The following is a 25,119-nucleotide window of genomic DNA, read 5'->3' on the forward strand; positions in this document are numbered from 1 at the left end:
TCGGTCGTATTGTAGCCCAGGTGAGCGAAGCGATACCCGGGAAGCTAAGACCCCGGACGTCGCTTCGCTCACCCAGGCTACGTCACGGCCGGTTGCGCATCCAATTGGCAAGACCGGACAGCGCCTGATCGAGATCGCGCCGCGCCGCGCTGTCTGTCACCGCTTCTTCCAGCGCGCCGCGCATGCAGAGCATCCACGCGTCGCGCTCGGCATCGCCGATGGCGAAACCGAAATGGCGCTGGCGCAGCCTCGGATGCCCCTTCTCGACGGAGTAAAGCCGCGGGCCGCCTGTCCATTCGGTGAGATAGCGTTTCAGCACGTCCCTGATCAGGCCGAGATCGGCCGCATGCATGGCGCGGATCACCTGCGCCTCCGGCAGCGTGTCCATGCGGTCGTAGAAGCGGTCGACCAGACGATCGATCGTGGCGCTGCCGCCGATCCGCTCGAACATGGAAATTGTGACGTCAGTGTCGGTCATCTCTACAGCGCCACGCTGCGCAGCCCGAAGCTGCGGGCTTCCTTCTGCAGCACCGGCCGCACCGCATCGATCAGCCTTGCTGCGGCGTCATCCACCGACAATCCTGCCGTATCCACCACCGCGGTTGCGCGCGAATAGAGCGGCTCGCGGCTGAGCAGGATGTTGCGCAGCTCCGCCATCGCCGAGCGATCATCCGCCATCGGGCGCAGGTCGCCCTGGCGGCGCACGCGCGCCATGTGCTCTTGGGGCTCGGCCTTCAGCCAGATCGTGTAGAACGAGGTCAGGACCTGGTCGAAGGTCAAAGGCTCCGAGACGATGCCGCCGCCGGTCGCCAGCACCATCAGCTCGTTGCGCGCGAGCAGCTGCTGCAGCGCCGCCTGCTCCATGCGGCGAAAGCCTTCCTGGCCGTAGAGCGCGATGATCTCGGCGACCGAGAGCCCGTTCTGCTGCTCGACCTCCTTGTTGAGCTCGACGAAGCTCCAGCCGATCTTCTTCGCCAGCATCCTGCCGAGTGTGGACTTGCCGGCGCCGCGCAAGCCGATCAGCGCGATGCCGCAGAATGGCGCGCGCCGCGGCGCGGAGGCGCTGCCGCCGGCGAGCAGATCTTTTGCTTGCGCGATCTGCGTCGGCGTCGCCTTGCGCAGGAGGTCGCGAAACATCTGCCAGTCCGGCGTCGGATCGGCCGAGGGGAGCAGGTCTTCGAGGTGTGCGCCCATCGCGTCGGAGACGCGGCGCAGCAGCACGATGGAGACGTTGCCCTTGCCGCTTTCGAGCTGCGCAATGTAGCGCTCCGAAATCCCAGATACCTTGGCGAGCACTTTGCGCGACATGCCGCGCAGTGCGCGCATGGTGCGTACGCGCTGGCCGAGCTGTTCGAGGAAGCGGGATTCGGCGTCGGGACTTTCGGTCATGAGCCTTCTTTACAGGTGTCCTGCGGCGCGTTTTAATGAAACATAGTGCCTGCTGGCATTGACAGCAAGCCGTCGTGATGTCTTTCTATGAATTATAATTCTAAATTCGGGGGAGATGTCCGTGAGCGAGGGATCCTATAACGCGGTGACCTGGCTGCTCGACCGAAACGTCGAGGAGGGCCGCGGCAGCAAGCTTGCCTTCGACGACACCGTCTCGCGGCTCACCTATGGCGAGCTCCAGCAACAAACCCGGCGCGCCGCCAACATGCTGCGCCGGCTCGGCGTCCGCCGCGAGGAGCGCGTGGCGATGATCATGCTCGATACGGTCGATTTCCCGATCGTGTTCCTGGGCGCGATCCGCGCCGGCATCGTGCCGGTGCCGCTCAACACGCTGCTGACCGCGGACCAATACGCCTACATCCTCGCTGACTGCCGCGCGCGGGTGCTGTTCGTGTCCGAAGCGCTCTATCCCGTCATCAAGGACGTGGTCGGCCGCATGCCCGATCTCGAGCATGTCGTGGTCTCCGGCGCCAAGCAGAACGGCCACAAGCAGCTCGCCGAGGAGCTCTCAGGCGAGAGCGATCAGTTCACCACCGCCGCGACGCATGCGGACGAACCGGCTTTCTGGCTGTACTCGTCCGGCTCGACCGGCATGCCCAAGGGCGTGCGCCATCTGCATTCGAATTTGCAGGCGACGGCGGACACCTATGCGAAACAGGTGCTCGGCATCCGCGAAAGCGACGTGTGTCTCTCCGCGGCAAAACTGTTCTTCGCCTATGGCCTCGGCAATGCGCTGACCTTCCCGATGTCGGTCGGCGCCAGCGTGATCCTCAACAGCGAGCGGCCGACGCCGGCGCGCATGTTCGACCTGATGAACCGCTACAACCCGTCCATCTTCTACGGCGTGCCGACCCTGTTCGCGGCCATGCTCAACGACGAGACCGTGAAGGCCGAGCGTGGCGGCAAGGCCCTGCGCGTCTGCACCTCCGCCGGCGAGGCGCTGCCGGAATCCGTCGGCATCAGCTGGAAGGCGCGCTTCGGCGTCGATATCCTCGACGGCGTCGGCTCGACCGAGCTGCTGCACATCTTCCTGTCGAATGCGCCCGGCGACATCAAATACGGCACGTCAGGTAAGCCGGTGCCGGGCTATGCGGTGCGGCTCGTCAACGAGGCCGGCCAGGACGTCGCCGACGGCGAGGTCGGCGAATTGCTGGTCGATGCGCCTTCCGCTGGCGAGGGTTATTGGAATCAGCGCCATAAGAGCCGCCGCACATTTGAAGGGCCGTGGACCCGCACCGGCGACAAATATGTTCGTGACGCGGATGGCCGCTACACCTTCTGCGGCCGCGCCGACGACATGTTCAAGGTCTCCGGCATCTGGGTCTCGCCTTTCGAGGTCGAGAGCGCGCTGATCACGCATCCGGCGGTGCTGGAAGCGGCCGTCGTGCCCGAGGCCGATCCGGAAGGCCTGCTGAAGCCGAAGGCCTTCGTCGTGCTGCGACCGGGCGCGACGACGACGGACTTGCAGGAGATGCTCAAGGAGCACGTCAAGCAGAAGATCGGCCCGTGGAAATATCCGCGCTGGATCGAAGTGGTGGACTCGCTGCCGAAGACCGCGACCGGAAAGATCCAGCGATTCAAGCTGCGGGAAGGGGCACATTGAGTGAGTTGGCGGCGAACGCGCTCGCTTACCCTCCCCTGGAGGGGTCCGGGACGAGCGTAGCTCGCCCGTGGGTCGGCACGCGATCGAGCGTAGCGAGACGCGTGACAGGGTGGCGTGATCTCTCAACGGGCACCGCACCCGCGGAGAGGCTGTCACCCCACCCCGCTTCACATCTCGCTGCGCTCGCTGTGAATCGACCCTCCCCCTCCAGGGGAGGGTGGGCATCTCGGTATTGGCTAGGAATGGGAATTCGACCATGACCAACCTCACCCCCACCGGCTTCCTCAGCATCGATGGCGCCAGCCTCGAATACAAATGGCTTGCGCCGCAATCGTCTGACGCCCCCACCATCGTCATGCTGCATGAAGGCCTCGGGTCGGCAGGCCTCTGGGGCGATTTCCCGGAGAAGCTGCAGCAGGCGACCGGCGCTGGCATCTTCGTTTACTCACGCGCCGGTTACGGGCAGTCCAGTCCGATCGCGTTGCCGCGGCCGCTCGACTACATGCAGCGCGAGGCGCTGGACGTGCTGCCGAAGCTGCTCGATGCGATCGGATTCAAGCGCGGCCTCCTGCTCGGCCATTCCGACGGTGCTTCGATCGCCACCATCTATGCCGGGGCGCATCAGGATCATCGCCTGAGCGGTCTGGTGCTGATCGCTCCGCATTTCATCGTCGAGGACATCTCGATCAAGTCCATTGCCGCGATCAAGACGACGTTCGAGACCACGGATCTCAAGACCAAGCTGGCGCGCTGGCACAAGGACGTCGACAACGCCTTCTACGGCTGGAACGGCGCCTGGCTCGATCCAAAATTCCGCGATTGGGATATCTCCGAATATCTCGCCTATATCCGCGTACCCGTCATGGTCGTGCAGGGCGTCGACGACCAATACGGGACCTTGCGCCAAGCCGAGATCGCGCAGGAGGAATGTTATTGCCCGGTCGACCTGACGATCATTGCGGGCGCAGCGCATTCCCCGCATCGCGAGGTGCCCGGGCCCACGCTCGACGCGATCGCGCAGTTCGCAAGGGCGGCCTTGCGGGATGATCCGGGACTTCAGGCGGCGTGAAGCGCATCTGGGGGTGTCGCGTCAGATGAAGCAAAGTGCATATAAGGCCTAGATTCGGTCTAGACTTGTCCGATAAGATGCATTATTGTGCATCTAACGCTCAAACCAAAACCCATAATCAAGCTCAGGGATGACCAATGGCCGGGGAAGATCGGCGCCTCGCAGGCGGCGCGACGTTCATCGATTTCCAGACCGAACCGTCCCGCTACAAGCACTGGAAGCTCACGGTCGATGGCGACGTCGCGACGCTGACCATGGACGTCGACGAAAATGGCGGCCTGTTCGAGGGCTACCTGCTCAAGCTCAATTCCTACGACCTCGGCGTCGACATCGAGCTTGCGGACGCGATCCAGCGCCTGCGCTTCGAGCATCCCGGGGTGAAGGTCGTCATCATGCGCTCGGCCAAGAACCGCGTGTTCTGTGCCGGCGCCAACATCCGCATGCTCGCGGGCTCGACGCACGCCCACAAGGTCAACTTCTGCAAGTTCACCAACGAGACCCGTAACGGCATGGAAGACTCCTCGGAGAATTCCGGCCAGCGCTTCATCACGGTGGTGAACGGCTCGGCCGCCGGCGGCGGCTATGAGCTGGCGCTTGCGACCGACCACATCATCCTCGCCGATGACGGCTCGTCGGCTGTCGCGCTGCCCGAAGTGCCGCTGCTCGCGGTGCTGCCCGGCACCGGCGGCCTCACTCGCGTGGTCGACAAGCGCAAGGTGCGCCGCGACCACGCCGATGTCTTCTGCACCATCGAGGAAGGCGTGAAAGGCAAGCGCGCCGTGCAGTGGCGCCTCGTCGACGAGATCGCGCCGAACTCGAAGCTGGAAGCCAGGATCGCCGAGCGCGCCAGGGAATTTGCGGCCGCTTCGAAACGCACCGGCAGCGGCAAGGGCATTGCGCTGACGCCGCTCAAGCGCATCATCGACGACAACAGCATCCGTTACGGCTTCGTCACCGTCGACATCGATCGCACTGCTCGCATCGCGACCATCTCGATCAAGGCACCGGAGACCGCGCCGCCGGCCGACATCGACGCCATGATGGCGCAGGGGGCTTCGTTCTGGCCGCTCCAGGTCGCGCGCGAGCTCGATGACGCGATTCTGCATCTGCGCATCAACGAGCTCGAGATCGCCATGCTGGTGTTCAAGAGCCATGGCGACCGCGCCCATGTGCTCGCTTGCGATGCCTTCCTCGAAGCCAACAAGGCGCACTGGCTGGTCAACGAGATCAGGCACTACTGGAAGCGCGTGCTGAAGCGCATCGACGTCACCTCGCGTACGCTGGTGACGCTGGTCGAGCCCGGCTCCTGCTTTGCCGGCACGCTCGCCGAGCTCGTCTTCGCCGCCGACCGCTCCTACATGCTGATCGGCACGCGCCAGGGCGACAACCGCCCGCCGCCGTCGATCGAGCTCTCGGCGATGAACTTCGGTCCCTATCCGATGAGCCATGGGCTGACGCGGCTTCAATCACGCTTCCAGGCCGATCCGTCCGATGTGGAGCGCGCGGAAGCAACGCTCGGCACCGCGCTCGACGCCGAGCAGGCGGAAGAGCTCGGCCTCGTCACCTTCGCGCTCGACGACATCGACTGGGATGACGAGGTCCGCGTCTTCCTCGAGGAGCGCGCCAGCTTCTCGCCCGACAGTCTCACCGGCATGGAAGCGAGCCTCCGCTTCGTCGGTCCCGAGACGATGGAATCGAAAATCTTCGCGCGCCTCACCGCCTGGCAGAACTGGATCTTCCAGCGCCCCAACGCGGTCGGCGAGGAAGGCGCGCTGCGCCGCTACGGCAGCGGGCAGAAGCCGAAATTCGATATGACGCGGGTTTGATGACTTTCACTGCGTCATGGCCGGGCAGAAGCGCGAAGCGCGTCTTTGCACAAATGTCCCGGCCATCCACGTCCTTGGCTCAAAGAAGCAAGAACGTGGATGCCCGGCACAAGGCCGGGCATGACGGGAAGAGATCGCAAGGAGCACGGCCATGAACATGAACATCATGAACGTCGACTACTCGACCAAGATTCCCAACAACGTGAACCTCGCCGAAGACCGCCAGGTGCTCAAGGCGCTGGAAGGCTGGCATCCCGGTTACATGGACTGGTGGAGCGACATGGGCCCTGAGGGCTTCCAGGAATCGCTGGTCTATTTGCGCACGGCCTATTCGGTCGATCCGCGCGGCTGGGCCAAGTTCGACTACGTGCGCATGCCCGAATATCGCTGGGGCATTCTTCTTGCTCCGCAGGAAGAGAATCGCGTCGTTCCGTTCGGCGAGCATTATGGCGAGCCGGCCTGGCAGGAAGTCCCGGGCGAGCATCGCGCCATGCTGCGCCGCCTGATCGTGATCCAGGGCGACACCGAGCCCGCCTCCGTCGAGCAGCAGCGCCATCTCGGCAAGACCGCGCCCTCGCTCTACGACATGCGCAATTTGTTCCAGGTCAATGTCGAGGAAGGCCGCCATCTCTGGGCGATGGTCTACCTGCTGCAAAAGTATTTCGGCCGCGACGGACGTGAAGAAGCGGATGATCTGCTGCGCCGCCGCTCGGGCGATGCCGATGCACCGCGCATGCTGGGCGCCTTCAACGAGGCGACGCCGGACTGGCTGTCCTTCTTCATGTTCACCTATTTCACCGACCGCGACGGCAAGATGCAGCTGCACTCGCTGGCGCAGTCGGGCTTCGATCCCTTGTCGCGCACCTGCCGCTTCATGCTGACGGAAGAGGCGCATCACATGTTCGTCGGCGAGACCGGCATCACCCGCGTCGTGCAGCGCACCTGCGATGCGATGAAGCAAGCCGGCATCAGCGATCCCACCGACATCGCCAAGGTGCGCGCGCTCGGCGTGATCGATCTGCCGACCATCCAGAAGAAGCTGAACCTGCACTACACGCTGTCGCTCGACCTGTTCGGCTCGGAGGTCTCGACCAACGCGGCCAACGCCTTCAACGCCGGCATCAAGGGCCGCTATCACGAGACCCAGATCGACGACGATCACCAGCTCAAGAATTCCACCTATCCGGTGCTCAAGCTGATCAATGGCGAGGCCAAGCTGGTCGACGAGCCGGCGCTGACCGCGCTCAACATGCGCCTGCGCGACGATTACACCCAGGATTGCATCAAGGGCATGCTGCGCTGGAACAAGGTGATCTCGACCGCGGGCTACGACTTCAAGCTGACGCTGCCCAACGTCGCCTTCCATCGCCACATCGGCGAGTTCAAAGACGTGCACGCGACGCCCGACGGCATCTTGATCGACGAGGCCACCTGGGCGAAGCGTCGGGATGAATGGCTGCCCTCGGCGAGCGACGGCGACTTCATCACCTCCCTGATGCAGCCCGTCACCGAGATCGGCCAGTTCGCCTCCTGGATCTCGCCGCCCAAGGTCGGCATCGACAACAAGCCCGGCGATTTCGAGTACGTGAAGATCGAGTCGTAACGGCCGCTCGCGAGACGCGTCCGTCGCGCCATACGAAGACTGTCATCACCCGCAAAAGCGGGTGATCCAGTACTCCGCGGCAGCAGTGATTGAGCCGACAGGCCGCGGCGTACTGGATGCCCCGCCTTCGCGGGGCATGACAGCGAGTGTAAGGCGCGGCCTTTGCCGAAGTCCTTGCCGCTTACCCTGCGATCTCCAGCCCTGCGTTCGCGTACACCACTCCGCCGTCGACCGCGATGGTGTTGCCGACCACATAATCGCCGGCGCGCGAGGCGAGATAGATCGCGACGCCGGCCATGTCCTCGTCGCTGCCGATCCGCCGCGCCGGAATGCGCTTTGCGACCTCGTCGGCATGGTCGCGCGCGGCGCGGTTCATGTCGGACTTGAACGCGCCCGGCGCGATCGCGGTGACGTTGATGTTGTCCTTGATCAGCTTCGTCGCCATGCGCCGAGTCAGATGGATCACGGCCGCCTTGCTGGCAGCGTAGGAATACGTCTCGCTCGGATTGACGAAGATGCCATCGACGGAGGCGATGTTGATCACCTTCGCCGGCCGCTCCGCGCTCGCGGCCGCGCGGAGCGGCTTCGCCAGCGCCTTGGTCAGGAAGAACAGCGACTTGACGTTGAGGTCCATGACCTTGTCCCAGCCGCTTTCGGGGAATTCGTCGAACTCCGCGCCCCAGGCGGCGCCGGCATTGTTGACGAGAATGTCGAGCTTCGGCTCCAGCCTGATGATTTCGCCGGCGAGCCTGTTGCAGCCTTCGACGGTGGAGATGTCGATCGGCAGCGCGATGCATTCGCCGTCATATTGCGCCGTGAGCTCTTGTGCGGTCGCCTCGCACGGGCCGGCCTTGCGCGCGGTGATGTAGACCTTTGCCGCGCCGGCGCTGAGGAATCCCGCCGCGATCATCTTGCCGATGCCGCGCGAGCCGCCGGTCACCAGCGCGACACGGCCTTTGAGCGAGAACAGATCGTTGAACATGGTACCTCCCTTGGTTGGCGCTCGTTGTGAGCGGGGCCGGGAGGGGAGTCAAGGAAGGGCCGCCAACTCCGCCCTCATCCCGAAGGAGCGCGTCAGCGCGTCTCGAAGGATGCGGGCGGCCCATCCTTCGAGACGCGCTCCTTCGGAGCGCCCTCAGGATGAGGTCTGAGTATGCGGACGAATCAAGCCGCCGCGATCCGGCGAAAGCCGTTCCACATCGCGGTCGCGGCGCCCGAGGTCAGCACCGGCAGGATCCGCGTGTCCTGGTAGTTGCCATTGAGTGAGACGCGGGGCAGCGCGGTCATGTGGCCGGCATTCTCCGCGAACAGCATGCCGGGCCGCGTCGTCACCGCGGTCTTGAAGCCGGCGGATGCGGCAAGGGCGAATTCGCGCGTCCCCGCGGCGTCGCGGTCGCCATAGGGATAAGCGAGATGCAACACGGGGCGCTCCAGCGCCTGCTCGATCCGCGCGCGGCTCACGGCCATCTCCTGCGCGGCGATGTCTTCCGCCTGCTTGGCGAGGTTGCAATGGCTGACGCTATGCGCGCCGATCGTGACCAGCGGATCGGCGGCAAATGTCTTCACCTCGGCCCAGGACAGGCACAGGCTGCGGCACAGCGCTGCCATGTCGACGTCGTATGTCGTGCACAGCGCCCCGATCTCGCGCGCCAGTTCGTGCTCGCCCGGCAGCGCACGCAGCCAGTCGTGCAGGCGGTCGAACGCCGCCTGCTTCGCCGCAATCGTCGTCGCATCGAGCCGCAGCGCGGAATGGCCAATTTTGACCTCGATCTGCTCGGCTTTGGCGATCACGGCCTCCAGTGCTGTCCACCACAATCGTCCGGTGCCCTCGGCAAAATCGCTCGCGACATAGACCGCCAGCGGCGCGTCAAATTCGCGCAGCACCGGCAATGCGTAGTCCAGATTGTCGCGATAGCCGTCGTCGAGGGTGAAGGCGGCGAAGCGGCGGTCGAACCGGCCCTGCACCAGCCGCTCATGCAGTTCGTCCATGCTGACGATATCGACGTCGCGCGAGCGCAAATGGCGCAGCGTCGCACGGAGGAATTCGGGGGTGACTTCGAGATGCCTGTTCGGCTGGAACGCGGCCTCACGGGCCGGCCGCACATGGTGCAGCATGAATATGGCGCCGATGCCCGACAAAAGCGGGCGCAGCAGGTGGTGTGCCCCGCTGAAATAGAGTGCTCCCAGCCCGGCGCGGATGACGTTGTTACGCAATTGTTTCATGACCGGCTGGGGGGACTCTGGCATTCCGGTTTCAACTTACGGAAGAACCCTTGAAGAAAAAGTTATTCCGATTGTCCGGCCGGGGCCTTCGGTACGGCACCATTTCCGGTTTGACAGCCTGCCAAGGGTTTGTTTTGTCTCCGTTTCCAGAGTTCGGGTCGTCGAATGCAGAAGCTTTTCAGTTGGGCCAGCAAATGGTGGCCGGGGCTGATCCCCCTGGCCGTCATGTGGGGATTTGCGGCCTGGAATAATACCTTACCGGTCGAGGCCGATCTTTCGGCCCGCAGTTCGGCTGCGCTGAAGGATACCGTTCTGGACAAGACCCGGATCGCGGTCGATGGCCGCGACGTCAGCCTTGCCGCGGATGCCTTTTCCGAGGAGGGTCGCCGCGACGCCGTGATGGCGGTCGAAACCGTCCCGGGCGTGCGGCTGGTCGACGACCGGACGCGCCTTGTTCCCGAGGCCAAGCCCTTCGTCTGGAACGCCGAGCGCGACGTGGTGCGGGTGACGCTGTCGGGCTCCGCGCCCTTGCCGTCGATGAAGGCGCGGCTGACCGAGGCTGCCCGCAAGGAGGTCGGCGGCGTCGAGGTGGCCGACCAGATGGGGCTGGCCCGCGGCGCGCCGCCTCGGTTCGAGGCCGCCGCGATGCTGTTGCTGGATCAGATCGGCAAGCTCAAGGACGGCAAGATCACGATCACGGACACCAAGGTCAATCTGTCGGGCATGGCGCGCGAGCTCGGCGGCCGCGAATCGATCGCAGCGGCGCTGAAGAACCTGCCGGAGGGTTTTTCGATTGCCGCCAACGAGATCAAGGCGCCGCCCTATATCTTCCAGGCCTACAAGGATCCGGTGGCAGCGACGGTGACGCTGACCGGCTACGTTCCGGACAACAACGTCCACGCGGCGATCGCCACCAGCGCGTCGCGAAAGTTCTTCACCGAGAAGGTCGTCGACAATCTCAAGGCCAGCATCGGCGCACCCGGCGCCTTCAGCACGGCAGTCGTCGCAGCGCTCGGCGCGCTGTCGCGGCTGTCGACCGGCACGCTCGTCGTCTCCGACCGCGAGGTGAAGCTGTCGGGCGATGCGCTCTACGAAGGAGCCGCCAACGACATCCGCGCAGGCCTCGGCAAGGACTTCCCGAAAAACTGGCAGTACAAGCCGGAGATCACCGTGAAGCCGGCGGCAGGCCCTGTCGACGGCACCGTGTGCCAGCAATTGTTCTCGGAACTCCTGACCAAGGGCAAGATCCGCTTCGCGACCAAGCGCGCGGAGATCGATCCTGACTCGGCCGGCATCCTCGATCGTCTCATCGAGACGGCGCTGCGCTGCCCCACCACCAATATCGAGGTCGTCGGACACACCGACGCCGACGGCGAGGACTCCTTCAACCAGGCGCTCTCGGAAAAGCGCGCGCAGGCGGTGATCGATTATCTGGTCAAGGCCGGCCTGCCCGCCAGCCGCTTCACCGCGGTCGGCCATGGCAGCACGCAGCCCGTCGCCGGCAACGACACCGATGAAGGCAAGGCGCAGAACCGCCGCATCGAATTTCTGGTGAGGTGACGATGCCTTATCTCGTCTCGTTCCATCTGGGCTGGCTGATCGGCTCGCTGCTGCTGGGCTTTTGCATGGGCTGGATCTCGGTGGTCCAGCGCGGCAACGGCACCTCGAAGGTGACGGCGCGCTGGCTCGCGGCGCTGGTTGCGGGCCTGGTCGCTGCCTCATTCACCCATGTGGTCCCCGGCCGTTTCGGCTACTGGCTCGATCTCGGGCTGGTCTTGTTCGCCTGCTACCTCGTCGGCTGCACCATCGGCGCCTGGTTGCGCGACCGGGTGGTCTCGCGCACCGTGCCGCCGGCCACTCCGTGATGTTGCCGTGCACCCTGACGTGACCAGCCGCGTCGATCATCCTCTTCAGCGGGCGGGCGTGCCCCATAGATTGACGTCGGCTTAACTCGTGACGGAACATTGCGCGGCCGAAATCATCAAAACTTCATGGCGTCTGCGCAAGATTGCCATGGAGATTCGCGTCGAGCCTTGCCGCCGAAAGCGCCAAGCCGTGCCCCAGGAGCCGTAACCCTGCCTAAAATATTGAAGGCACGTGTTTTTGTTCGAATTGGCGAATTCCACTTCGCCCGAAAACGCGCTAGTGGAGGGGGAGGGGGCATGCGCGATGCCGGAGCCGGCGGTGAAGGGCCGCCGCGTGCCTGTGCGTCGTTCGCCTGTTCTCCGGCCGTCCTGGCCGCTGAAGCGTTGTTCGAGGTCTAGATGCTGGAACCCATACGCAGGGCGATGACGTTTCTGCGCCAGAAGCAAATCCTGCATAAGCTTGGAGTTGTGATCAGCATCGCGGTCATCGGTATCGCTTGCTATGTGCTCTATCACATGCTGAGGGGCATCGATTTCAACGAGGTCCTCGAGGCGATCAAGAGCACCGAGCCGAGGCAGATCGCGATGGCGGCGCTGTTCGTCGCCGCGGGCTATTTCACCCTGACCTTCTACGACCTGTTCGCGGTGCGCGCGATCGGCCATGCCCATGTGCCCTATCGCATCAACGCGCTCGCGGCCTTCACCAGCTATTCGATCGGCCACAATGTCGGCGCGTCCGTCTTCACCGGCGGCGCGGTGCGCTACCGCATCTATTCGGCCTATGGGCTGAACGCGATCGACGTCGCAAAAATCTGCTTCCTCGCCGGCCTGACCTTCTGGCTGGGCAATGCCGCCGTGCTCGGCCTCGGCATCTCCTACCATCCGGAGGCCGCCGCCTCGATCGACCAGCTGCCGCCCTGGCTGAACCGGACGCTGGCGCTGATGATCATCGTCGCCCTGGTCGGCTACGTGGTCTGGGTCTGGACCCAGCCGCGGGTGGTCGGCCGCGGCCCGTGGACCGTGGTGCTGCCGGGCGGGCCGCTGACGCTGCTCCAGATCGTGATCGGCATCGTCGATCTCGGTTTCTGCGCGCTGGCGATGTACGTGCTGGTCCCGGACGAGCCCAATCTCGGTTTCGTCGTGGTCGCGGTGATCTTCGTCTCGGCGACCCTGCTCGGCTTCGCCAGCCATTCGCCCGGCGGCCTCGGCGTGTTCGATGCCGCCATGCTGGTCGGCCTCTGGCAGATGGACCGGGAGGAGCTGCTCGGCGGCATGCTGTTGTTCCGCGTCCTCTATTATCTGTCTCCCTTCGTCTTATCTGTAATCTTGCTGACGTTTCGAGAAGTTATCATCGGCGCGCGATCGAAGCGCCTGCAACAGGCGGCGCTCAAGCTGGACCCCGGCCCGGCGCCTGAAGCCGCCTATGTGAGAGAGCGCAGCGACAGCGGCGCCTGAACGGTGCCAAGTCCTTAGGACAAGTCCTCCAGGAGAAGCCCGTCCCGTGGCGATCGATGCCCCATCTTCTCCCTCCGCCCAGCCCTGGTCCGATCGGCTGCGGCACTCGACCATCATCCTGATCGCCGCGGCGCTGGCGCTGTCCGTCGTGGTCTCGCTCGGCGAATTGTCGGCGCTGCACGCCGCAATCGTGTTCCTCTGCATCGCGGCGGCTGCCCTGATCCCGTGGCGGCTGCACGATCCTGCCGCTTCCCGCGACGACGTCAGCCGCATCAACCCGGTCGAGAGCGCGGCGGTGGCCGCCGTGGTCGCCGGCATGCCCGATCCGGCGGTGCTGCTCGACCGCGCCGGCCGCGTCATCCACCTCAACGCCGCCGCCGCCCAGCTCGCGCCGGCGCTGCGCCGGAACGAGCTCGCCCAGTTCGCGCTGCGCTCGCCGGAGATCATCACGGCGCTGCGCGAGGCGATCGCGACCACGGAGCCGCGGCGCGCGACCTATCTCGACCATGTTCCGGTCGATCGATGGATGGAGCTCATGATCACGCCGGTGCCAGTGCCGACCAGCTTCGGGGGCGCCGACAAGTGCATGCTGATGACCTTCCACGATCAGACGCCGCTGCGCCGGGTCGAGGAAATGCGCGCCGACTTCGTCGCCAATGCCAGCCACGAGCTGCGCACGCCGCTAGCCGCGCTGTCGGGCTTCATCGACACGCTGCAGGGCCAGGCCAAGGACGATCCGAAGGCGCGGGAACGCTTCCTCGGCATCATGCACAACCAGGCCACCCGCATGGCGCGCTTGATCGACGATCTCCTGTCGTTGTCGCGGGTCGAGTTGTCGGCCCATGTCCGCCCCGACACCCTGGTCGATCTCGTGCCGATCATCCGCCAGGTCGCCGACGGGCTCGAGCCGCTGGCACGTGAGCGCCAGGTCGAGGTCGAGATCCATCTGCCGGAGCCGCCGGTGATGATCGCGGGCGACCGCGAGGAGCTACTCCGCCTGTTCGAGAACCTGATCGAGAACGCGCTCAAATACGGGGCCTCGGGCGGACGCGTCATCGTGTCGCTGACATCAAGCGCGGCCGCTGACGGAGGTCAGGAAATCCGCGTCATGGTCCGCGATTTCGGCCCGGGCATTGCGCCGGAGCACCTGCCGCGGTTGACCGAGCGCTTCTACCGGGTCGACGTCGGCGACAGCCGCTCGCAAGGCGGCACCGGGCTCGGATTATCGCTGGTGAAACATATTCTTAACCGCCACCGCGGCCGGCTTCTGATCGAAAGCGTGCCCAGGCAGGGCGCCACTTTCACGGCCTGTTTTCCCCAGGCTAGGACTTCGGTGCAGGCCTGAAATTCTAGCGATTTCAAACGCTTGATTGTGTCATCCAACTGTCACGAAACCTTCGTAAAAGCACAGCCGACCGTTCCTAAAGGGGCGGTGCGGGGAGCGCGATCGGGCGCGGATGGCGCTTCGCTCCCCTGTATGGAGACCAGCATGAATTTCCTCAAAACGGTCGTCGCTGCCGGCTTGGTCGCCGCATCGACGACGGCAGCCTTTGCGGCCGATATCACCGGTGCCGGCGCGACGTTCCCGTTCCCGATCTATTCGAAATGGGCTGACGCCTACAAAAAAGAGACCGGCAACGGTCTGAACTACCAGTCGATCGGCTCGGGCGGCGGCATCAAGCAGATCCAGGCCAAGACCGTGACCTTCGGCGCCAGCGACGCGCCGCTCAAGGCCGAGCAGCTCGAGAAGGACGGCCTCGTCCAGTGGCCGATGGTGATGGGCGCCATCGTTCCCGTCGTCAACATCGAGGGCGTGAAGCCCGGCGAGATGGTGTTCGATGGCGAAATCCTGGCCAATATCTATCTCGGCAAGATCACCAAGTGGGACGACGCCGCGATCAAGAAGCTCAATCCGAACGTGAAGCTGCCGTCGGAGCCGATCACCGTGGTCCGCCGCTCGGACGGCTCGGGCACCACCTTCAACTTCACCAACTATCTCTCCAAGGCCAGCGCGGATTGGAAGAGCAAGGTCGGCGAGGGCACCGCGGTCGAGTGGCCGGTCGGCGTCGGCGCCAAAGGCAACGAAGGCGTGTCGGGCAACATCAGCCAGACCAAGAACTCGATCGGCTATGTCGAGTATGCCTATGCCAAGCAGAACAAGCTGACCTACACCGGTCTCGTCAACAAGGCCGGCAAGCCGGTGCAGCCGACCGTCGAAGCCTTCCAGGCGGCCGCCTCCAACGCCGACTGGGCCAAGGCGCCCGGCTACTACGTCATCCTGACCGATCAGCCCGGCGACAAGTCCTGGCCGATCACCGCAGCGACCTTCATCCTCATGCACAAGGAAGCCACCGACAAGGCGGCCTCGCAGGAAGCCATCAAGTTCTTCCGCTGGGCGTTCAAGAACGGCGACAAGGCGGCCGAGGAGCTCGACTACATCCCGATGCCGGACAGCGTCGTCCAGCTGATCGAGAAGACCTGGGCTGCCGAGATCAAGAGCTGAGGCTCTCCTCTCGCGTCCCGGACGCGGTGCAGCACGCAAGTGCTGCTCCGCAGAGCCGGGACCCACAAGAACTGGGCCCTGGACGCGGCGCGGCACTTCGCACCGCGTCCGGGGCACGAGACCCAATAAAACGTGTATTCTTTGGTACAGGGGATCGGCGTGGCAGAGATGGCCGTTCAGAGCGATGTAATCGACGACGCCGGACCGTATGACCGCGCCAAGGCCTTGAGCGCGTTCAAGCTCGGCGACGTCACCTTCTACTGGATCACGCGGTTGTCCGCCATCTCGGTGCTGCTGATCCTCGGCGGCATCATCATCTCGCTGATCGTCGGTGCGTTCCCGGCGATGAAGGAATACGGCATCTCCTTCCTGTGGACGCAGCGCTGGGCGCCGTCGGCCGATCCGCCCGTGCTCGGCGCGCTCGGGCCGATGTACGGTACGCTCGTCACCTCCTTCATCGCGATGCTGATCGCGATTCCCGTCGGTCTCGGCATTGCCATCTTCCTCACCGAGCTCTGCCCGCAATGGCTGCGCCGCCCGATCGGCATGGCGGTCGAGCTGCTCGCCGGCATTCCCTCGATCATCTACGGCATGTGGGGCTTCTTCGTGCTGGGCCCGTTCCTGGCCAACACCTTCCAGCCCTTCATGATCCGGGTGTTCGACGGTGTTCCCGTGCTGGGCGCGATCTTCGCAGGTCCTCCGTCCTATCTCAGCCTGTTCAACGCCGCGCTGATCCTCGCCATCATGGTGCTGCCTTTCATCACCTCGATCTCGGTCGACGTGTTCAAGACTGTGCCGCCGGTCTTGAAGGAAGCCGCCTATGGCGTCGGCTGCACCACCTGGGAAGTCGTCCGCAGCGTCGTGATCCCCTACACCCGCGTCGGCATCATCGGCGGCGTCATGCTGGCGCTGGGCCGCGCGCTCGGCGAGACCATGGCGGTGACCTTCATCATCGGCAACTCGTTCCGGATCTCCTCGTCGATCTTCGCCCCGGGCACCACGATCTCGGCAGCGATCGCCTCCGAGTTCGCCGAGAGCGACGGCCTGCATCAGTCCGGCCTGATCCTGCTCGGCTTGCTCCTGTTCGTGCTGACGTTCTTCGTGCTCGCGGCCGCGCGGCTGATGCTGCTGCGTCTGGAAAAGAAGGCGGGGAAGTGACATGAATCCGATCTATTCACGCCGCCGCCGCAAGGACATCGTCATCCGCGGGCTCTGCATCGGCGCCGCCGCCTTCGGTGTCACCTGGCTCGCGCTGATCCTGATCACGCTGCTCTACAACGGTCTGGCCGGCCTGAACCTGCAGGTCTTCACCGAGAATACGCCGCCGCCGGGCTCGACCGAGGGCGGCCTGCTCAACGCCATCGTCGGCTCGCTGATCATGACCGTGCTCGGCGTCGGCATCGGCGCGCCGCTCGGCCTGTTCGCCGGCACCTATCTTGCCGAATACGGCCGCAACGACAAGCTGACCTCGGTCATCCGCTTCATCAACGACATCCTCTTGTCGGCGCCCTCGATCATCATCGGCCTGTTCATCTACGGCGCGGTGGTGGTGCCGATGCGCGGCTTCTCGGCGATCGCAGGCAGCCTCGCGCTCGCCGTCATCGTGATCCCGGTCGTGGTGCGAACCACGGAAGACATGTTGCTGCTGGTGCCGAACCCGCTGCGCGAAGCCGCCAGCGCACTGGGCCTGCCGCGCTCGCTGGTGATCAAGCGGATCGCCTATCGCGCCGCGCGCTCCGGCCTCATCACCGGCGTGCTGCTCGCCACGGCCCGCGTCGCCGGCGAGACCGCGCCGCTGTTGTTCACTGCGCTGTCGAACCAGTTCTTCAGCCTTGGCCTGAACAAGACGATGGCCAACCTGCCGGTCACCATCAACAACTTCGTGCAGAGCCCCTACGCCTACTGGAAGCAGCTCGCCTGGAGCGGCGCGCTGCTGATCACCCTGACCGTGCTTGCCCTGAACATTGGCGCGCGCATCATCGGCGCCGAGAGGACTGCAAAATGAGTGAAATGTCTGTTTCCGTGAGCGCGCCGACCGTTCATCCCGGCTCGCAGCTGCTGCCCGAGGCGCCCGCCAAGGTCACCGCGCGCAACCTGAATTTCTACTACGGCGAGCACCACGCGCTGAAGAACATCAACCTGGCGCTCGGCACCAACCGTGTCACGGCGTTCATCGGCCCGTCTGGGTGCGGCAAGTCGACCCTGCTGCGCATCTTCAACAGGATGTACGATCTCTATCCGGGCCAGCGCGCCACCGGCCAGCTGCTGCTCGACCACACCAACATCCTCGACCCCAAGCTGGATCTCAACCTGCTGCGGGCGCGGGTCGGCATGGTGTTCCAGAAGCCGACACCCTTCCCGATGACGATCTACGAGAACATCGCCTTCGGCATTCGTCTGTATGAGAAGATCTCGAAGTCTGAGATGGATGACCGCGTCGAGAAGGCGCTGCGCGGCGGCGCGCTGTGGAACGAGGTCAAGGACAAGCTCAATGCCTCCGGCCTGTCGCTCTCCGGCGGCCAGCAGCAGCGCCTCTGCATCGCCCGCACAGTCGCAGTGCGGCCCGAGGTGATCCTGTTCGACGAGCCCTGCTCGGCGCTCGACCCGATCTCGACCGCCAAGGTCGAGGAGCTGATCCAGGAACTGTCCGAGAACTACACGATCGCGATCGTCACCCACAACATGCAGCAGGCGGCGCGTGTCTCCGACAAGACCGCCTTCATGTATCTCGGCGAGTTGATCGAGTTCGACGACACCAGCAAGATATTCACGTCGCCGAGCGACCGGCGCACGCAGGATTACATTACCGGCCGGTTCGGCTGAGGAGACGGAACATGGGTTCTGAACATACCGCAAAGGCCTTCGACACCGACCTCCAGGAGCTCACCCGCCTGGTCGCCGAGATGGGCGGCATCGCCGAGCGCATGATCGTCGATTCCGTCGACGCGCTGATCCGTCGCGACGTCACGCTCGGGCAGCGCGTCGTCACCACCGATGCCGAGCTCGACGCGCTGCAGAAACGCATCGAGGAGCGCGCCGTGCTCACCATCGCCCGCCGCCAGCCGATGGCGGTGGATCTGCGCGAGATCGTCGGCGCCATGCGCGTCGCGACCGATCTGGAGCGCATCGGCGACCTCGCCAAGAACATGGGCAAGCGCGTCGCCGCGCTGGAGACGGATTTCCATCCGCTCAAGCTGTTCCGCGGCCTGGAACACATGACCGATCTCGTGCAGCAGCAGGTCAAGTCGGTGCTGGACGCCTATGCCGCGCACGATCTGCCGGCGGCGATGGCGGTGTGGAAGGGCGACGAGGAGGTCGACGCCATCTGCACCTCGCTGTTCCGCGAACTCCTCACCTATATGATGGAGGACCCGCGCAACATCTCGTTCTGCATCCACCTGATGTTCTGCGCCAAGAACATCGAGCGGATCGGCGATCACGCCACCAACATCGCGGAGACCGTGTTCTACATGATCGAGGGCCAGGCGATCACCGACAAGCGGCCGAAGGGCGACATGACGACCTTCGCCACGACGGTGCCGAATACCTAAGGGAGCGACGACAACATGGGCGCACGCATTATGGTGGTTGAGGACGAGGAAGCTCTCACCGAGCTTCTCCGCTACAACCTCGAAGGCGACGGCTATGACGTCGAGACGGTGATGCGCGGCGATGACGCCGACACCCGCCTCAAGGAGCACATTCCCGATCTGATCGTGCTCGACTGGATGCTGCCGGGCCTGTCAGGCATCGAGCTGTGCCGGCGGCTTCGTACCCGTCCCGAGACCAAGCAGCTGCCGATCATCATGCTCACGGCGCGCGGCGAGGAAAGCGAGCGGGTGCGTGGACTTGCGACCGGTGCCGACGACTACATCGTCAAGCCGTTCTCGGTGCCGGAGCTGCTCGCGCGCGTGAAGGGCCTCTTGCGGCGCGCGAGCCCCGAGCGGCTCGCCACCGTGCTCGCCTATGGCGATATCGAGCTCGATCGCGACAAGCGCCGCGTAGCGCGTTCGGGCCGGCCGATCGATCTCGGCCCGACCGAATATCGCCTCTTGGAGTTCTTCCTGGAGCATCCCGGCCGCGTGTTCTCGCGCGAGCAGCTGCTCGACAGTGTCTGGGGCCGCGACATCTACATCGACGAGCGCACCGTCGACGTCCATATCGGCCGCCTGCGCAAGCTGCTCAATCTAGGCCGCGAGCAGGACCCGATCCGCACCGTTCGCGGCGCCGGCTATGCGCTGGACGATCGTTTCGCGAAGGCAGAGCAGACGTAGGGTTTGCTGGCGTTGCTTTAGCGGGCTGCTGCCATAGCCTCAGTGTCGTCCCGGACAGTCGCGCGCAGATTCGGGACCCATAACGACAGGACGTGATTGTTTTGCGAAAGGGTAACTCGGAGTCCCCGTAACCACGTCTTGCGGTGGCTATTGGTCCCGGATCTGCGCGCGCTTGTGGCGCGCTTGCCGGGACGACTTCGGGTATGTTGAGCCGTCAGCGTGTGACGGCGCCGTCGTTGCAATCAGCTAGATCAACAAACTCACCGCGTGCCCGGCTTCGCCGGCGCGCGGCGACGATCCGCTGTGGGTTGATAGGCCACGCGCGAATGCTGTGCGCAGTAGGGCAGGCCGGAGAGCGCCTTGCCGCCGCAGAAGAAGAAATCCGGGCTCGAGGGATCGCCGACCGGCCAGTGGCAGGTTGCCTCGTTCAATTCCAGCAGCGACAGCCGCTGGCTCATCGGCACCACGTTGTCGTAGGTGACAGGTTCGGCCTCCACCTCGACCTCGAAGGCCTGCGCCAGCGCGGTGTTGCCGCGTGCGACGGGGCGGGTCACCCGCATCATGTGCTGCGCGGGCCGCGCCTTGCGCGGCCGGGGCGCTGCCGATGAAGGGCTCTTGGCGCGGCCGGACAGACCGAGCCGATGCACTTTGCCGATCACGGCATTGCGGGTCACATTGCCGAGCTCCGCCGCGATCTGGCTGGCCGAAAGTCCGGCCTCCCAGAGCTTTTTCAGCTGCTCGACGCGATCATCGGACCAGGTCAAAACCGTCATTGCACCCTTTCCCTCGCTGCGCGCCTGCCAACCTCTGGCCTTCGCAGCGAATGCCTAAAGCCTTGAAAAACCCGTGCCGCCCGAATCCCTTAAGGCTCGCCGGGCGCGCTCAAGGACGCCCGAACGTTTACGCCGGTACATGAGGACTCTTGGGATCAGAACCGCTGCACGAGATGTCGTATCTGACAGTCCAAACGCTACAATATGGCGTGACTCCCGCGCAAGAGTCCGCCGACTCGCTTCCACATGTTCCGTGGTGAAAACCCCGCAAAATCGGCACCGCAAGACTACGGATTCAGCGTTTCGCGAGGCTTTCCGGGCGGCATTGACACCCGTCTTGCCAGGCATAAGATAGTCTCACGTGCCGCCCTTAAAAGGCGGCACGTTTCGTTTTCCGGGGCCGGTCGATGGTGCGTTGCGCAATGCACGTCTCACACCGTCCGCAACATTCAAGTGACGTCATGACTGACAGCGCCGCGCCGCATTTGCTTCCCGTTTTCGCCAGGGCCGACCTCGGTTTCGAGCGCGGCGAAGGCTGCTGGCTGATCGCGGCCAATGGCGACCGCTATCTCGATTTCACCTCGGGCGTGGCGGTGAATGCGCTCGGCCATGTCCATCCCGCGCTGGTCAAGGCGTTGCAGGAGCAGGCGACGAAGCTCTGGCACATGTCGAACCTGTTCCAGAGCCCGGACGGCGAGAAGCTCGCGGCGCGTCTGTGCAAGGAAAGCTTCGCGGACTTCGTGTTCTTCTGCAATTCCGGCGCCGAGGCACTGGAAGGCGTGATCAAGCTGGTGCGCCATCATCACTTCTCCGAGGGACATCCGGAACGCTACCGCATCATCACCTTCGAGGGCGCCTTCCACGGCCGCACGCTGGCGACGCTCGCCGCCACCAGATCTGCAAAATATCTCGAGGGCTTCGGTCCGCCGATGGACGGGTTCGACCAAGTGCCACATGGCGACCTCGACGCCGTGAGGAAGGCGATCGGCCCGCACACCGCCGGCATCCTGATCGAGCCGATCCAGGGCGAGGGTGGCGTTCGTTCTGCGCCTCCCGGCTTCCTGAAGGCGCTGCGCGAGCTCTGCAACGAGCACGGCATATTGCTCGCCTTCGATGAGGTGCAGACCGGCATGGGCCGCACCGGCGATCTCTTCGCCTATCGGCGCACCGGCGTCACGCCCGACGTGATGTCGCTCGCCAAGGCGCTCGGCGGCGGCTTCCCGATCGGCGCGGTGCTGGCGACCGCGGAGGCGGCCGCTGGCATGGGGCCCGGCTCGCACGGCTCGACCTTCGGCGGCAATCCGCTCGCGATCTCGGCTGCGAACGCCGTGCTCGACGTCATGCTCAAGCCCGGCTTCTTCGACCACGTGCAGAAGATGTCGCTGCTGCTCAAGCAGAAGCTCGCCTCCGTGATCGACCGTCATCCCGATGTCGTCAGCGAGGTGCGCGGCGAGGGCCTCCTGATCGGCATCAGGGCCGTGGTGCCCTCGGGCGATCTCGTCGCGGCGCTGCGCGGCGAAAAACTGCTCACGGTCGGGGCTGGCGACAATGTCGTGCGCTTCCTGCCACCCTTGATCGTCACCGAGGCGGAGATCGAGGACAGCGTCGGACGGTTGGAGCGCGCCTGCGCTGCGATCTCGTCCAGTCAGACCAAGCGGGTGGCAAGTTGATGAGCAAGTCGCCGAAGCACTTTCTGGATATCAACGAGCTGCCGCTGTCGGAGCTCAAGAGCATGCTCGCCGCCTCTTCCGCCATGAAGGCGAAGCAGAAGGCGCATCAGCCGGTGAGACCGCTCGAAGGCAAGACGCTGGCGATGATTTTCGAGCGTCCTTCGACCCGCACCCGCGTCTCATTCGACGTCGGCATGCGCCAGCTCGGCGGCGAGGCGATCATGCTCACCGGCGCCGAGATGCAGCTCGGCCGCGGCGAGACCATCGCCGACACCGCGCGCGTGCTGTCGCGCTATGTCGACGCCATCATGATCCGCATCCTCAATCACGATGCGCTGCTGGAGCTTGCGGCCAACGCCACCGTGCCCGTCATCAACGGCCTGACGCGGCGCTCGCATCCGTGCCAGGTGATGGCCGACCTCATGACTTATGAGGAGCATCGCGGCCCGATCGAGGGCAAGACCGTGGCCTGGACCGGCGACGACAACAACGTGCTGGCGTCCTGGGCCCATGCCGCCGAGCGTTTCAAATTCCAGCTCAACGTCGCAACGCCTCCGGAGCTCGCGCCGAAAAAGGCGATGCGCGACTGGATCAAGGCGACTGGCGCGCCGATCGTGCTCGGCAACGATCCGGAAGCCGCGGTGCGCGGCGCCGATTGCGTCGTCACCGACACCTGGGTGTCGATGGGCGACAAGGAGGGTGAGCACCGCCACAACGTTCTCAAGCCCTACCAGGTCAATGCCAAGCTGATGTCGCTCGCCAAGCCCGACGCGCTGTTCATGCACTGCCTGCCCGCCCATCGCGGCGAGGAGGTCACCGACGAGGTGATCGATGGCCCGCAATCGGTCGTGTTCGACGAGGCCGAAAACCGCCTGCACGCGCAGAAAGGCATTCTGGCCTGGTGCTTCGACGCGGTGAAGTAGCGGGGGTTGGCGTTTCGCCGGCCGCAAATACTATTCGTCGTCCCGGACAAGCGCAGCGCCCGACGACGCGCAGCGTTGTCTAGAGCGGAGCCCCGATCCGCGAGGACTCGGAGTTCTCGGCTCGCGCTATCATCCAATCCTGTGGTTATGGATGCCGGATCTGCGCTTGCGCTTGCCCGGGACGACACTGAGTTTGGGGCGCTTCACCCCCCTTCCATTTCCCACTCTCTGACCCCAGATAAAGCGCCATGGTTTCCCAATCCCCTGACATTAAAACCGGGCCTGAAGGCCCGGTTCGCGCACCATCGGCGGTTCCAATCGACGACGCCGTGCTGCCTTACGAGGTCGACGCGCTCGACGTGCGCGGGCGTCTGGTGCGGCTTGGTCCGACGCTGGACGACATTCTCACCAAGCACGACTATCCGGCGCCGGTCGGCAAGCTGCTCGGCGAGGCCATCGTGCTGACGACGCTGCTCGGCTCGGCGCTCAAATTCGAGGGCCGCTTCATTCTTCAGGCCCAGACCGACGGCCCGGTGTCGTTCCTGGTGGTGGACTACAAGTCGCCGGACCATCTGCGCGCCTATGCCCGCTTCGATGCCTCGCGCTTGGGCACGGCGAAGGATTCCGGCGCGCTGCTCGGCCGCGGCCATCTCGCCATGACCATCGACCAGGGCCCCGACATGAGTCGTTACCAGGGGCTGGTCGCGCTCGACGGCGGCAGCCTGGAAGACGCTGCCCACGAATATTTCCTGCGTTCCGAGCAGATCCCGACGCGCGTGCGTCTCGCGGTCGGCGAGGAGTGGCGCAGTAGCGACGGCGGCAAGCATCGCTGGCGCGCCGGCGGCATGCTGATGCAGTTTCTGCCCAAGGCGCCGGAGCGCGCACGTCAGGCCGATCTGCATCCCGGCGATGCGCCCGAAGGCACCGAGGCGCACAGCGTCACTGAGGACGACGCTTGGGTCGAGGCGCGCTCGCTGATCGAGACCGTCGAGGACGTCGAGCTGATCGATCCCGAGCTCTCGGGCGAGCGGCTGCTGTTCCGCCTCTTCCACGAGCGCGGCGTGCGCGTGTTCAATCCGCAGGTTCTCGATGCGCGGTGCTCCTGCTCGCGAGATGCGGTCGCCTCGATGCTCAAGAGCTTCTCGCCCGACGACCGCGCCGCCATGGTCAAGGACGACAAGGTCGTCGTCACCTGCGAGTTCTGCTCGTCGGTGTACCAGTTCACGCCGCACGAGGCGGGCGTGGGGGGCGCGTAGACGGCGTCCGTAGCCCGTAGCCTGTGTCGCCCTCTGTCAATCCCGTCGCGCAAAGATATTCCGCTTTACCGAAATTCGGAATTGGCGTATGTATCGCCCATCCCGGCTCATTCTCGAGGGGCGATCATGAGGTCGTCATTGTCGCGAGCCGGGCTTGCGGTGGACGCAGCAGCGTCGTGTACGAGATGTCAAGGGCAGGGCGGATTGCTCTCCGTGAGCCCGAGGCTTCGTGCGGACGAGCGGCGCTGTCAGGTTCGTCGCGTCAGCATTTCGGTGGCAACGTGCACAACGCCGTCGAACCCTGTGGCGCCAACGAACCGTGCGTACGGCAAAACCGTGTGGTCCTGGCCGTCGTTGCTACGGTCAAGCTCTTGCGGAGGCGGCAGTCGCGTCAACCGGCGCGGTGCTGGTGAATTCCGTGAGCGCGAGGGAGGCCAGAAGGAATTCGGCTCCCAGGAGAGCGCGGTATAAGCCGTCCGACCATCGCGCAGGGAAGGCCGAGTGATTGGCTCCACCTGTATGCTGCTGTGCAGTCTTTTTGCGCGATCCTTTCGCGCAGCAGACCGCGGGTGCGAGGTCAGCACCCGGTCTTCCCCATAGGCGTTAAGTTTGTTCTTGAGTGTTGGA

22 protein-coding genes are annotated in these 25,119 nt (G+C 64.8%); 17 read left to right on the plus strand and 5 right to left on the minus strand.

Features of this window, described 5'->3' with window-relative positions; all coding sequences use genetic code 11:
• Positions 1-82: 82 nt before the first annotated feature.
• Positions 83-478 (minus strand): group II truncated hemoglobin, encoded by a 396-nt coding sequence (locus EAV90_RS34215; RefSeq protein ID WP_129145923.1) that lies wholly within the window; start codon positions 476-478, stop codon positions 83-85.
• 2 nt (positions 479-480) lie between these two features.
• On the minus strand, positions 481-1,389 hold the full coding sequence (locus EAV90_RS34220) for a helix-turn-helix transcriptional regulator (RefSeq protein ID WP_129145924.1): 909 nt from the start codon (positions 1,387-1,389) through the stop codon (positions 481-483).
• 121 nt (positions 1,390-1,510) lie between these two features.
• Here EAV90_RS34220 and EAV90_RS34225 point away from each other — a divergent pair, with 121 nt between their 5' ends.
• The 4 genes from EAV90_RS34225 (at position 1,511) to boxB (ending at position 7,550) form a co-directional block, all read left to right on the plus strand.
• Complete coding sequence (locus EAV90_RS34225; protein ID WP_129145925.1) at positions 1,511-3,052, plus strand: benzoate-CoA ligase family protein; 1,542 nt, start codon at positions 1,511-1,513, stop codon at positions 3,050-3,052.
• 256 nt (positions 3,053-3,308) lie between these two features.
• Positions 3,309-4,121 carry an alpha/beta fold hydrolase gene (locus EAV90_RS34230; protein WP_129145926.1) on the plus strand — a complete coding sequence of 271 codons (813 nt, stop codon included), beginning with the start codon at positions 3,309-3,311 and terminating at the stop codon, positions 4,119-4,121.
• Between the two features lie 137 nt (positions 4,122-4,258).
• Complete coding sequence (boxC, locus tag EAV90_RS34235; protein ID WP_122406094.1) at positions 4,259-5,947, plus strand: 2,3-epoxybenzoyl-CoA dihydrolase; 1,689 nt, start codon at positions 4,259-4,261, stop codon at positions 5,945-5,947.
• Positions 5,948-6,098: 151 nt separating this feature from the next.
• Positions 6,099-7,550 carry a benzoyl-CoA 2,3-epoxidase subunit BoxB gene (gene boxB / locus EAV90_RS34240; RefSeq protein WP_122406093.1) on the plus strand — a complete coding sequence of 484 codons (1,452 nt, stop codon included), beginning with the start codon at positions 6,099-6,101 and terminating at the stop codon, positions 7,548-7,550.
• 181 nt (positions 7,551-7,731) lie between these two features.
• Here boxB and EAV90_RS34250 read toward each other — a convergent pair whose 3' ends face one another.
• Together EAV90_RS34250 and EAV90_RS34255 are read right to left on the minus strand one after the other, a co-directional pair.
• The gene (locus EAV90_RS34250) at positions 7,732-8,532 is read right to left on the minus strand and encodes an SDR family NAD(P)-dependent oxidoreductase (RefSeq protein ID WP_122406092.1); all 801 of its coding nucleotides are present in this window, start codon (positions 8,530-8,532) and stop codon (positions 7,732-7,734) included.
• 182 nt (positions 8,533-8,714) lie between these two features.
• Positions 8,715-9,773, minus strand: coding sequence for a polysaccharide deacetylase family protein (locus EAV90_RS34255; RefSeq protein WP_129145934.1), 1,059 nt, complete (start codon positions 9,771-9,773; stop codon positions 8,715-8,717).
• A 165-nt stretch (positions 9,774-9,938) separates the two neighbouring features.
• Here EAV90_RS34255 and EAV90_RS34260 point away from each other — a divergent pair, with 165 nt between their 5' ends.
• From EAV90_RS34260 to phoB, 10 genes are all read left to right on the plus strand, one after another.
• The gene (locus tag EAV90_RS34260) at positions 9,939-11,333 is read left to right on the plus strand and encodes an OmpA family protein (RefSeq protein ID WP_129145927.1); all 1,395 of its coding nucleotides are present in this window, start codon (positions 9,939-9,941) and stop codon (positions 11,331-11,333) included.
• Positions 11,334-11,335: 2 nt separating this feature from the next.
• On the plus strand, positions 11,336-11,638 hold the full coding sequence (locus tag EAV90_RS34265) for a hypothetical protein (protein WP_162500501.1): 303 nt from the start codon (positions 11,336-11,338) through the stop codon (positions 11,636-11,638).
• Between the two features lie 399 nt (positions 11,639-12,037).
• Entirely contained in the window at positions 12,038-13,093 is a 1,056-nt protein-coding gene (locus tag EAV90_RS34270; RefSeq protein ID WP_122406088.1) for a lysylphosphatidylglycerol synthase domain-containing protein, read from the plus strand.
• A 46-nt stretch (positions 13,094-13,139) separates the two neighbouring features.
• Positions 13,140-14,438 carry an ATP-binding protein gene (locus EAV90_RS34275; RefSeq protein WP_122406087.1) on the plus strand — a complete coding sequence of 433 codons (1,299 nt, stop codon included), beginning with the start codon at positions 13,140-13,142 and terminating at the stop codon, positions 14,436-14,438.
• Between the two features lie 144 nt (positions 14,439-14,582).
• Positions 14,583-15,596: a phosphate ABC transporter substrate-binding protein PstS gene (gene pstS, locus EAV90_RS34280; protein ID WP_129145928.1), complete on the plus strand. Its 1,014-nt coding sequence runs from the start codon at positions 14,583-14,585 to the stop codon at positions 15,594-15,596.
• Positions 15,597-15,764: 168 nt separating this feature from the next.
• On the plus strand, positions 15,765-16,754 hold the full coding sequence (gene pstC / locus EAV90_RS34285) for a phosphate ABC transporter permease subunit PstC (RefSeq protein ID WP_164937228.1): 990 nt from the start codon (positions 15,765-15,767) through the stop codon (positions 16,752-16,754).
• A gap of 1 nt (position 16,755) precedes the next feature.
• Positions 16,756-17,601: a phosphate ABC transporter permease PstA gene (pstA, locus tag EAV90_RS34290; protein ID WP_129145930.1), complete on the plus strand. Its 846-nt coding sequence runs from the start codon at positions 16,756-16,758 to the stop codon at positions 17,599-17,601.
• Positions 17,598-18,419 (plus strand): phosphate ABC transporter ATP-binding protein PstB, encoded by an 822-nt coding sequence (pstB, locus tag EAV90_RS34295; protein WP_122406084.1) that lies wholly within the window; start codon positions 17,598-17,600, stop codon positions 18,417-18,419. Before pstA ends, pstB begins: the two co-directional genes overlap by 4 nt.
• 11 nt (positions 18,420-18,430) lie before the next feature.
• Positions 18,431-19,147 (plus strand): phosphate signaling complex protein PhoU, encoded by a 717-nt coding sequence (gene phoU, locus EAV90_RS34300; RefSeq protein WP_122406083.1) that lies wholly within the window; start codon positions 18,431-18,433, stop codon positions 19,145-19,147.
• 15 nt (positions 19,148-19,162) lie between these two features.
• On the plus strand, positions 19,163-19,870 hold the full coding sequence (gene phoB, locus EAV90_RS34305) for a phosphate regulon transcriptional regulator PhoB (protein ID WP_008143479.1): 708 nt from the start codon (positions 19,163-19,165) through the stop codon (positions 19,868-19,870).
• Positions 19,871-20,130: 260 nt separating this feature from the next.
• On the opposite strand, the gene EAV90_RS34310 is transcribed toward phoB, so the two are convergent.
• Positions 20,131-20,643, minus strand: coding sequence for a GcrA family cell cycle regulator (locus tag EAV90_RS34310; RefSeq protein WP_122406082.1), 513 nt, complete (start codon positions 20,641-20,643; stop codon positions 20,131-20,133).
• Between the two features lie 461 nt (positions 20,644-21,104).
• Here EAV90_RS34310 and EAV90_RS34315 point away from each other — a divergent pair, with 461 nt between their 5' ends.
• From EAV90_RS34315 to EAV90_RS34325, 3 genes are all read left to right on the plus strand, one after another.
• Complete coding sequence (locus EAV90_RS34315) at positions 21,105-22,313, plus strand: aspartate aminotransferase family protein (RefSeq protein WP_129145931.1); 1,209 nt, start codon at positions 21,105-21,107, stop codon at positions 22,311-22,313.
• Positions 22,313-23,236 carry an ornithine carbamoyltransferase gene (gene argF, locus EAV90_RS34320; protein ID WP_122406080.1) on the plus strand — a complete coding sequence of 308 codons (924 nt, stop codon included), beginning with the start codon at positions 22,313-22,315 and terminating at the stop codon, positions 23,234-23,236. Before EAV90_RS34315 ends, argF begins: the two co-directional genes overlap by 1 nt.
• A gap of 248 nt (positions 23,237-23,484) precedes the next feature.
• Positions 23,485-24,492, plus strand: coding sequence for an Hsp33 family molecular chaperone (locus EAV90_RS34325; RefSeq protein WP_129145932.1), 1,008 nt, complete (start codon positions 23,485-23,487; stop codon positions 24,490-24,492).
• Positions 24,493-25,119: the final 627 nt, after the last annotated feature.

The organism is Bradyrhizobium vignae (genome assembly GCF_004114425.1).
Lineage (GTDB): Bacteria > Pseudomonadota > Alphaproteobacteria > Rhizobiales > Xanthobacteraceae > Bradyrhizobium > Bradyrhizobium vignae.

Bases quoted from the DNA above. Each gene is read 5' to 3' on its own strand.
- phoB (WP_008143479.1), top strand. From the start codon at position 19,163: ATGGGCGCACGCATTATGGTGGTTGAGGACGAGGAAGCTCTCACCGAG.
- EAV90_RS34230 (WP_129145926.1), top strand. From the start codon at position 3,309: ATGACCAACCTCACCCCCACCGGCTTCCTCAGCATCGATGGCGCCAGC.
- pstS (WP_129145928.1), top strand. From the start codon at position 14,583: ATGAATTTCCTCAAAACGGTCGTCGCTGCCGGCTTGGTCGCCGCATCG.
- argF (WP_122406080.1), top strand. From the start codon at position 22,313: ATGAGCAAGTCGCCGAAGCACTTTCTGGATATCAACGAGCTGCCGCTG.
- EAV90_RS34325 (WP_129145932.1), top strand. From the start codon at position 23,485: ATGGTTTCCCAATCCCCTGACATTAAAACCGGGCCTGAAGGCCCGGTT.
- EAV90_RS34220 (WP_129145924.1), bottom strand. From the start codon at position 1,389: ATGACCGAAAGTCCCGACGCCGAATCCCGCTTCCTCGAACAGCTCGGC.
- phoU (WP_122406083.1), top strand. From the start codon at position 18,431: ATGGGTTCTGAACATACCGCAAAGGCCTTCGACACCGACCTCCAGGAG.
- pstC (WP_164937228.1), top strand. From the start codon at position 15,765: ATGGCCGTTCAGAGCGATGTAATCGACGACGCCGGACCGTATGACCGC.
- EAV90_RS34215 (WP_129145923.1), bottom strand. From the start codon at position 478: ATGACCGACACTGACGTCACAATTTCCATGTTCGAGCGGATCGGCGGC.
- EAV90_RS34310 (WP_122406082.1), bottom strand. From the start codon at position 20,643: ATGACGGTTTTGACCTGGTCCGATGATCGCGTCGAGCAGCTGAAAAAG.
- EAV90_RS34255 (WP_129145934.1), bottom strand. From the start codon at position 9,773: ATGAAACAATTGCGTAACAACGTCATCCGCGCCGGGCTGGGAGCACTC.
- boxB (WP_122406093.1), top strand. From the start codon at position 6,099: ATGAACATGAACATCATGAACGTCGACTACTCGACCAAGATTCCCAAC.
- pstA (WP_129145930.1), top strand. From the start codon at position 16,756: ATGAATCCGATCTATTCACGCCGCCGCCGCAAGGACATCGTCATCCGC.
- EAV90_RS34250 (WP_122406092.1), bottom strand. From the start codon at position 8,532: ATGTTCAACGATCTGTTCTCGCTCAAAGGCCGTGTCGCGCTGGTGACC.
- pstB (WP_122406084.1), top strand. From the start codon at position 17,598: ATGAGTGAAATGTCTGTTTCCGTGAGCGCGCCGACCGTTCATCCCGGC.
- EAV90_RS34265 (WP_162500501.1), top strand. From the start codon at position 11,336: ATGCCTTATCTCGTCTCGTTCCATCTGGGCTGGCTGATCGGCTCGCTG.
- EAV90_RS34315 (WP_129145931.1), top strand. From the start codon at position 21,105: ATGACTGACAGCGCCGCGCCGCATTTGCTTCCCGTTTTCGCCAGGGCC.
- boxC (WP_122406094.1), top strand. From the start codon at position 4,259: ATGGCCGGGGAAGATCGGCGCCTCGCAGGCGGCGCGACGTTCATCGAT.
- EAV90_RS34270 (WP_122406088.1), top strand. From the start codon at position 12,038: ATGCTGGAACCCATACGCAGGGCGATGACGTTTCTGCGCCAGAAGCAA.
- EAV90_RS34260 (WP_129145927.1), top strand. From the start codon at position 9,939: ATGCAGAAGCTTTTCAGTTGGGCCAGCAAATGGTGGCCGGGGCTGATC.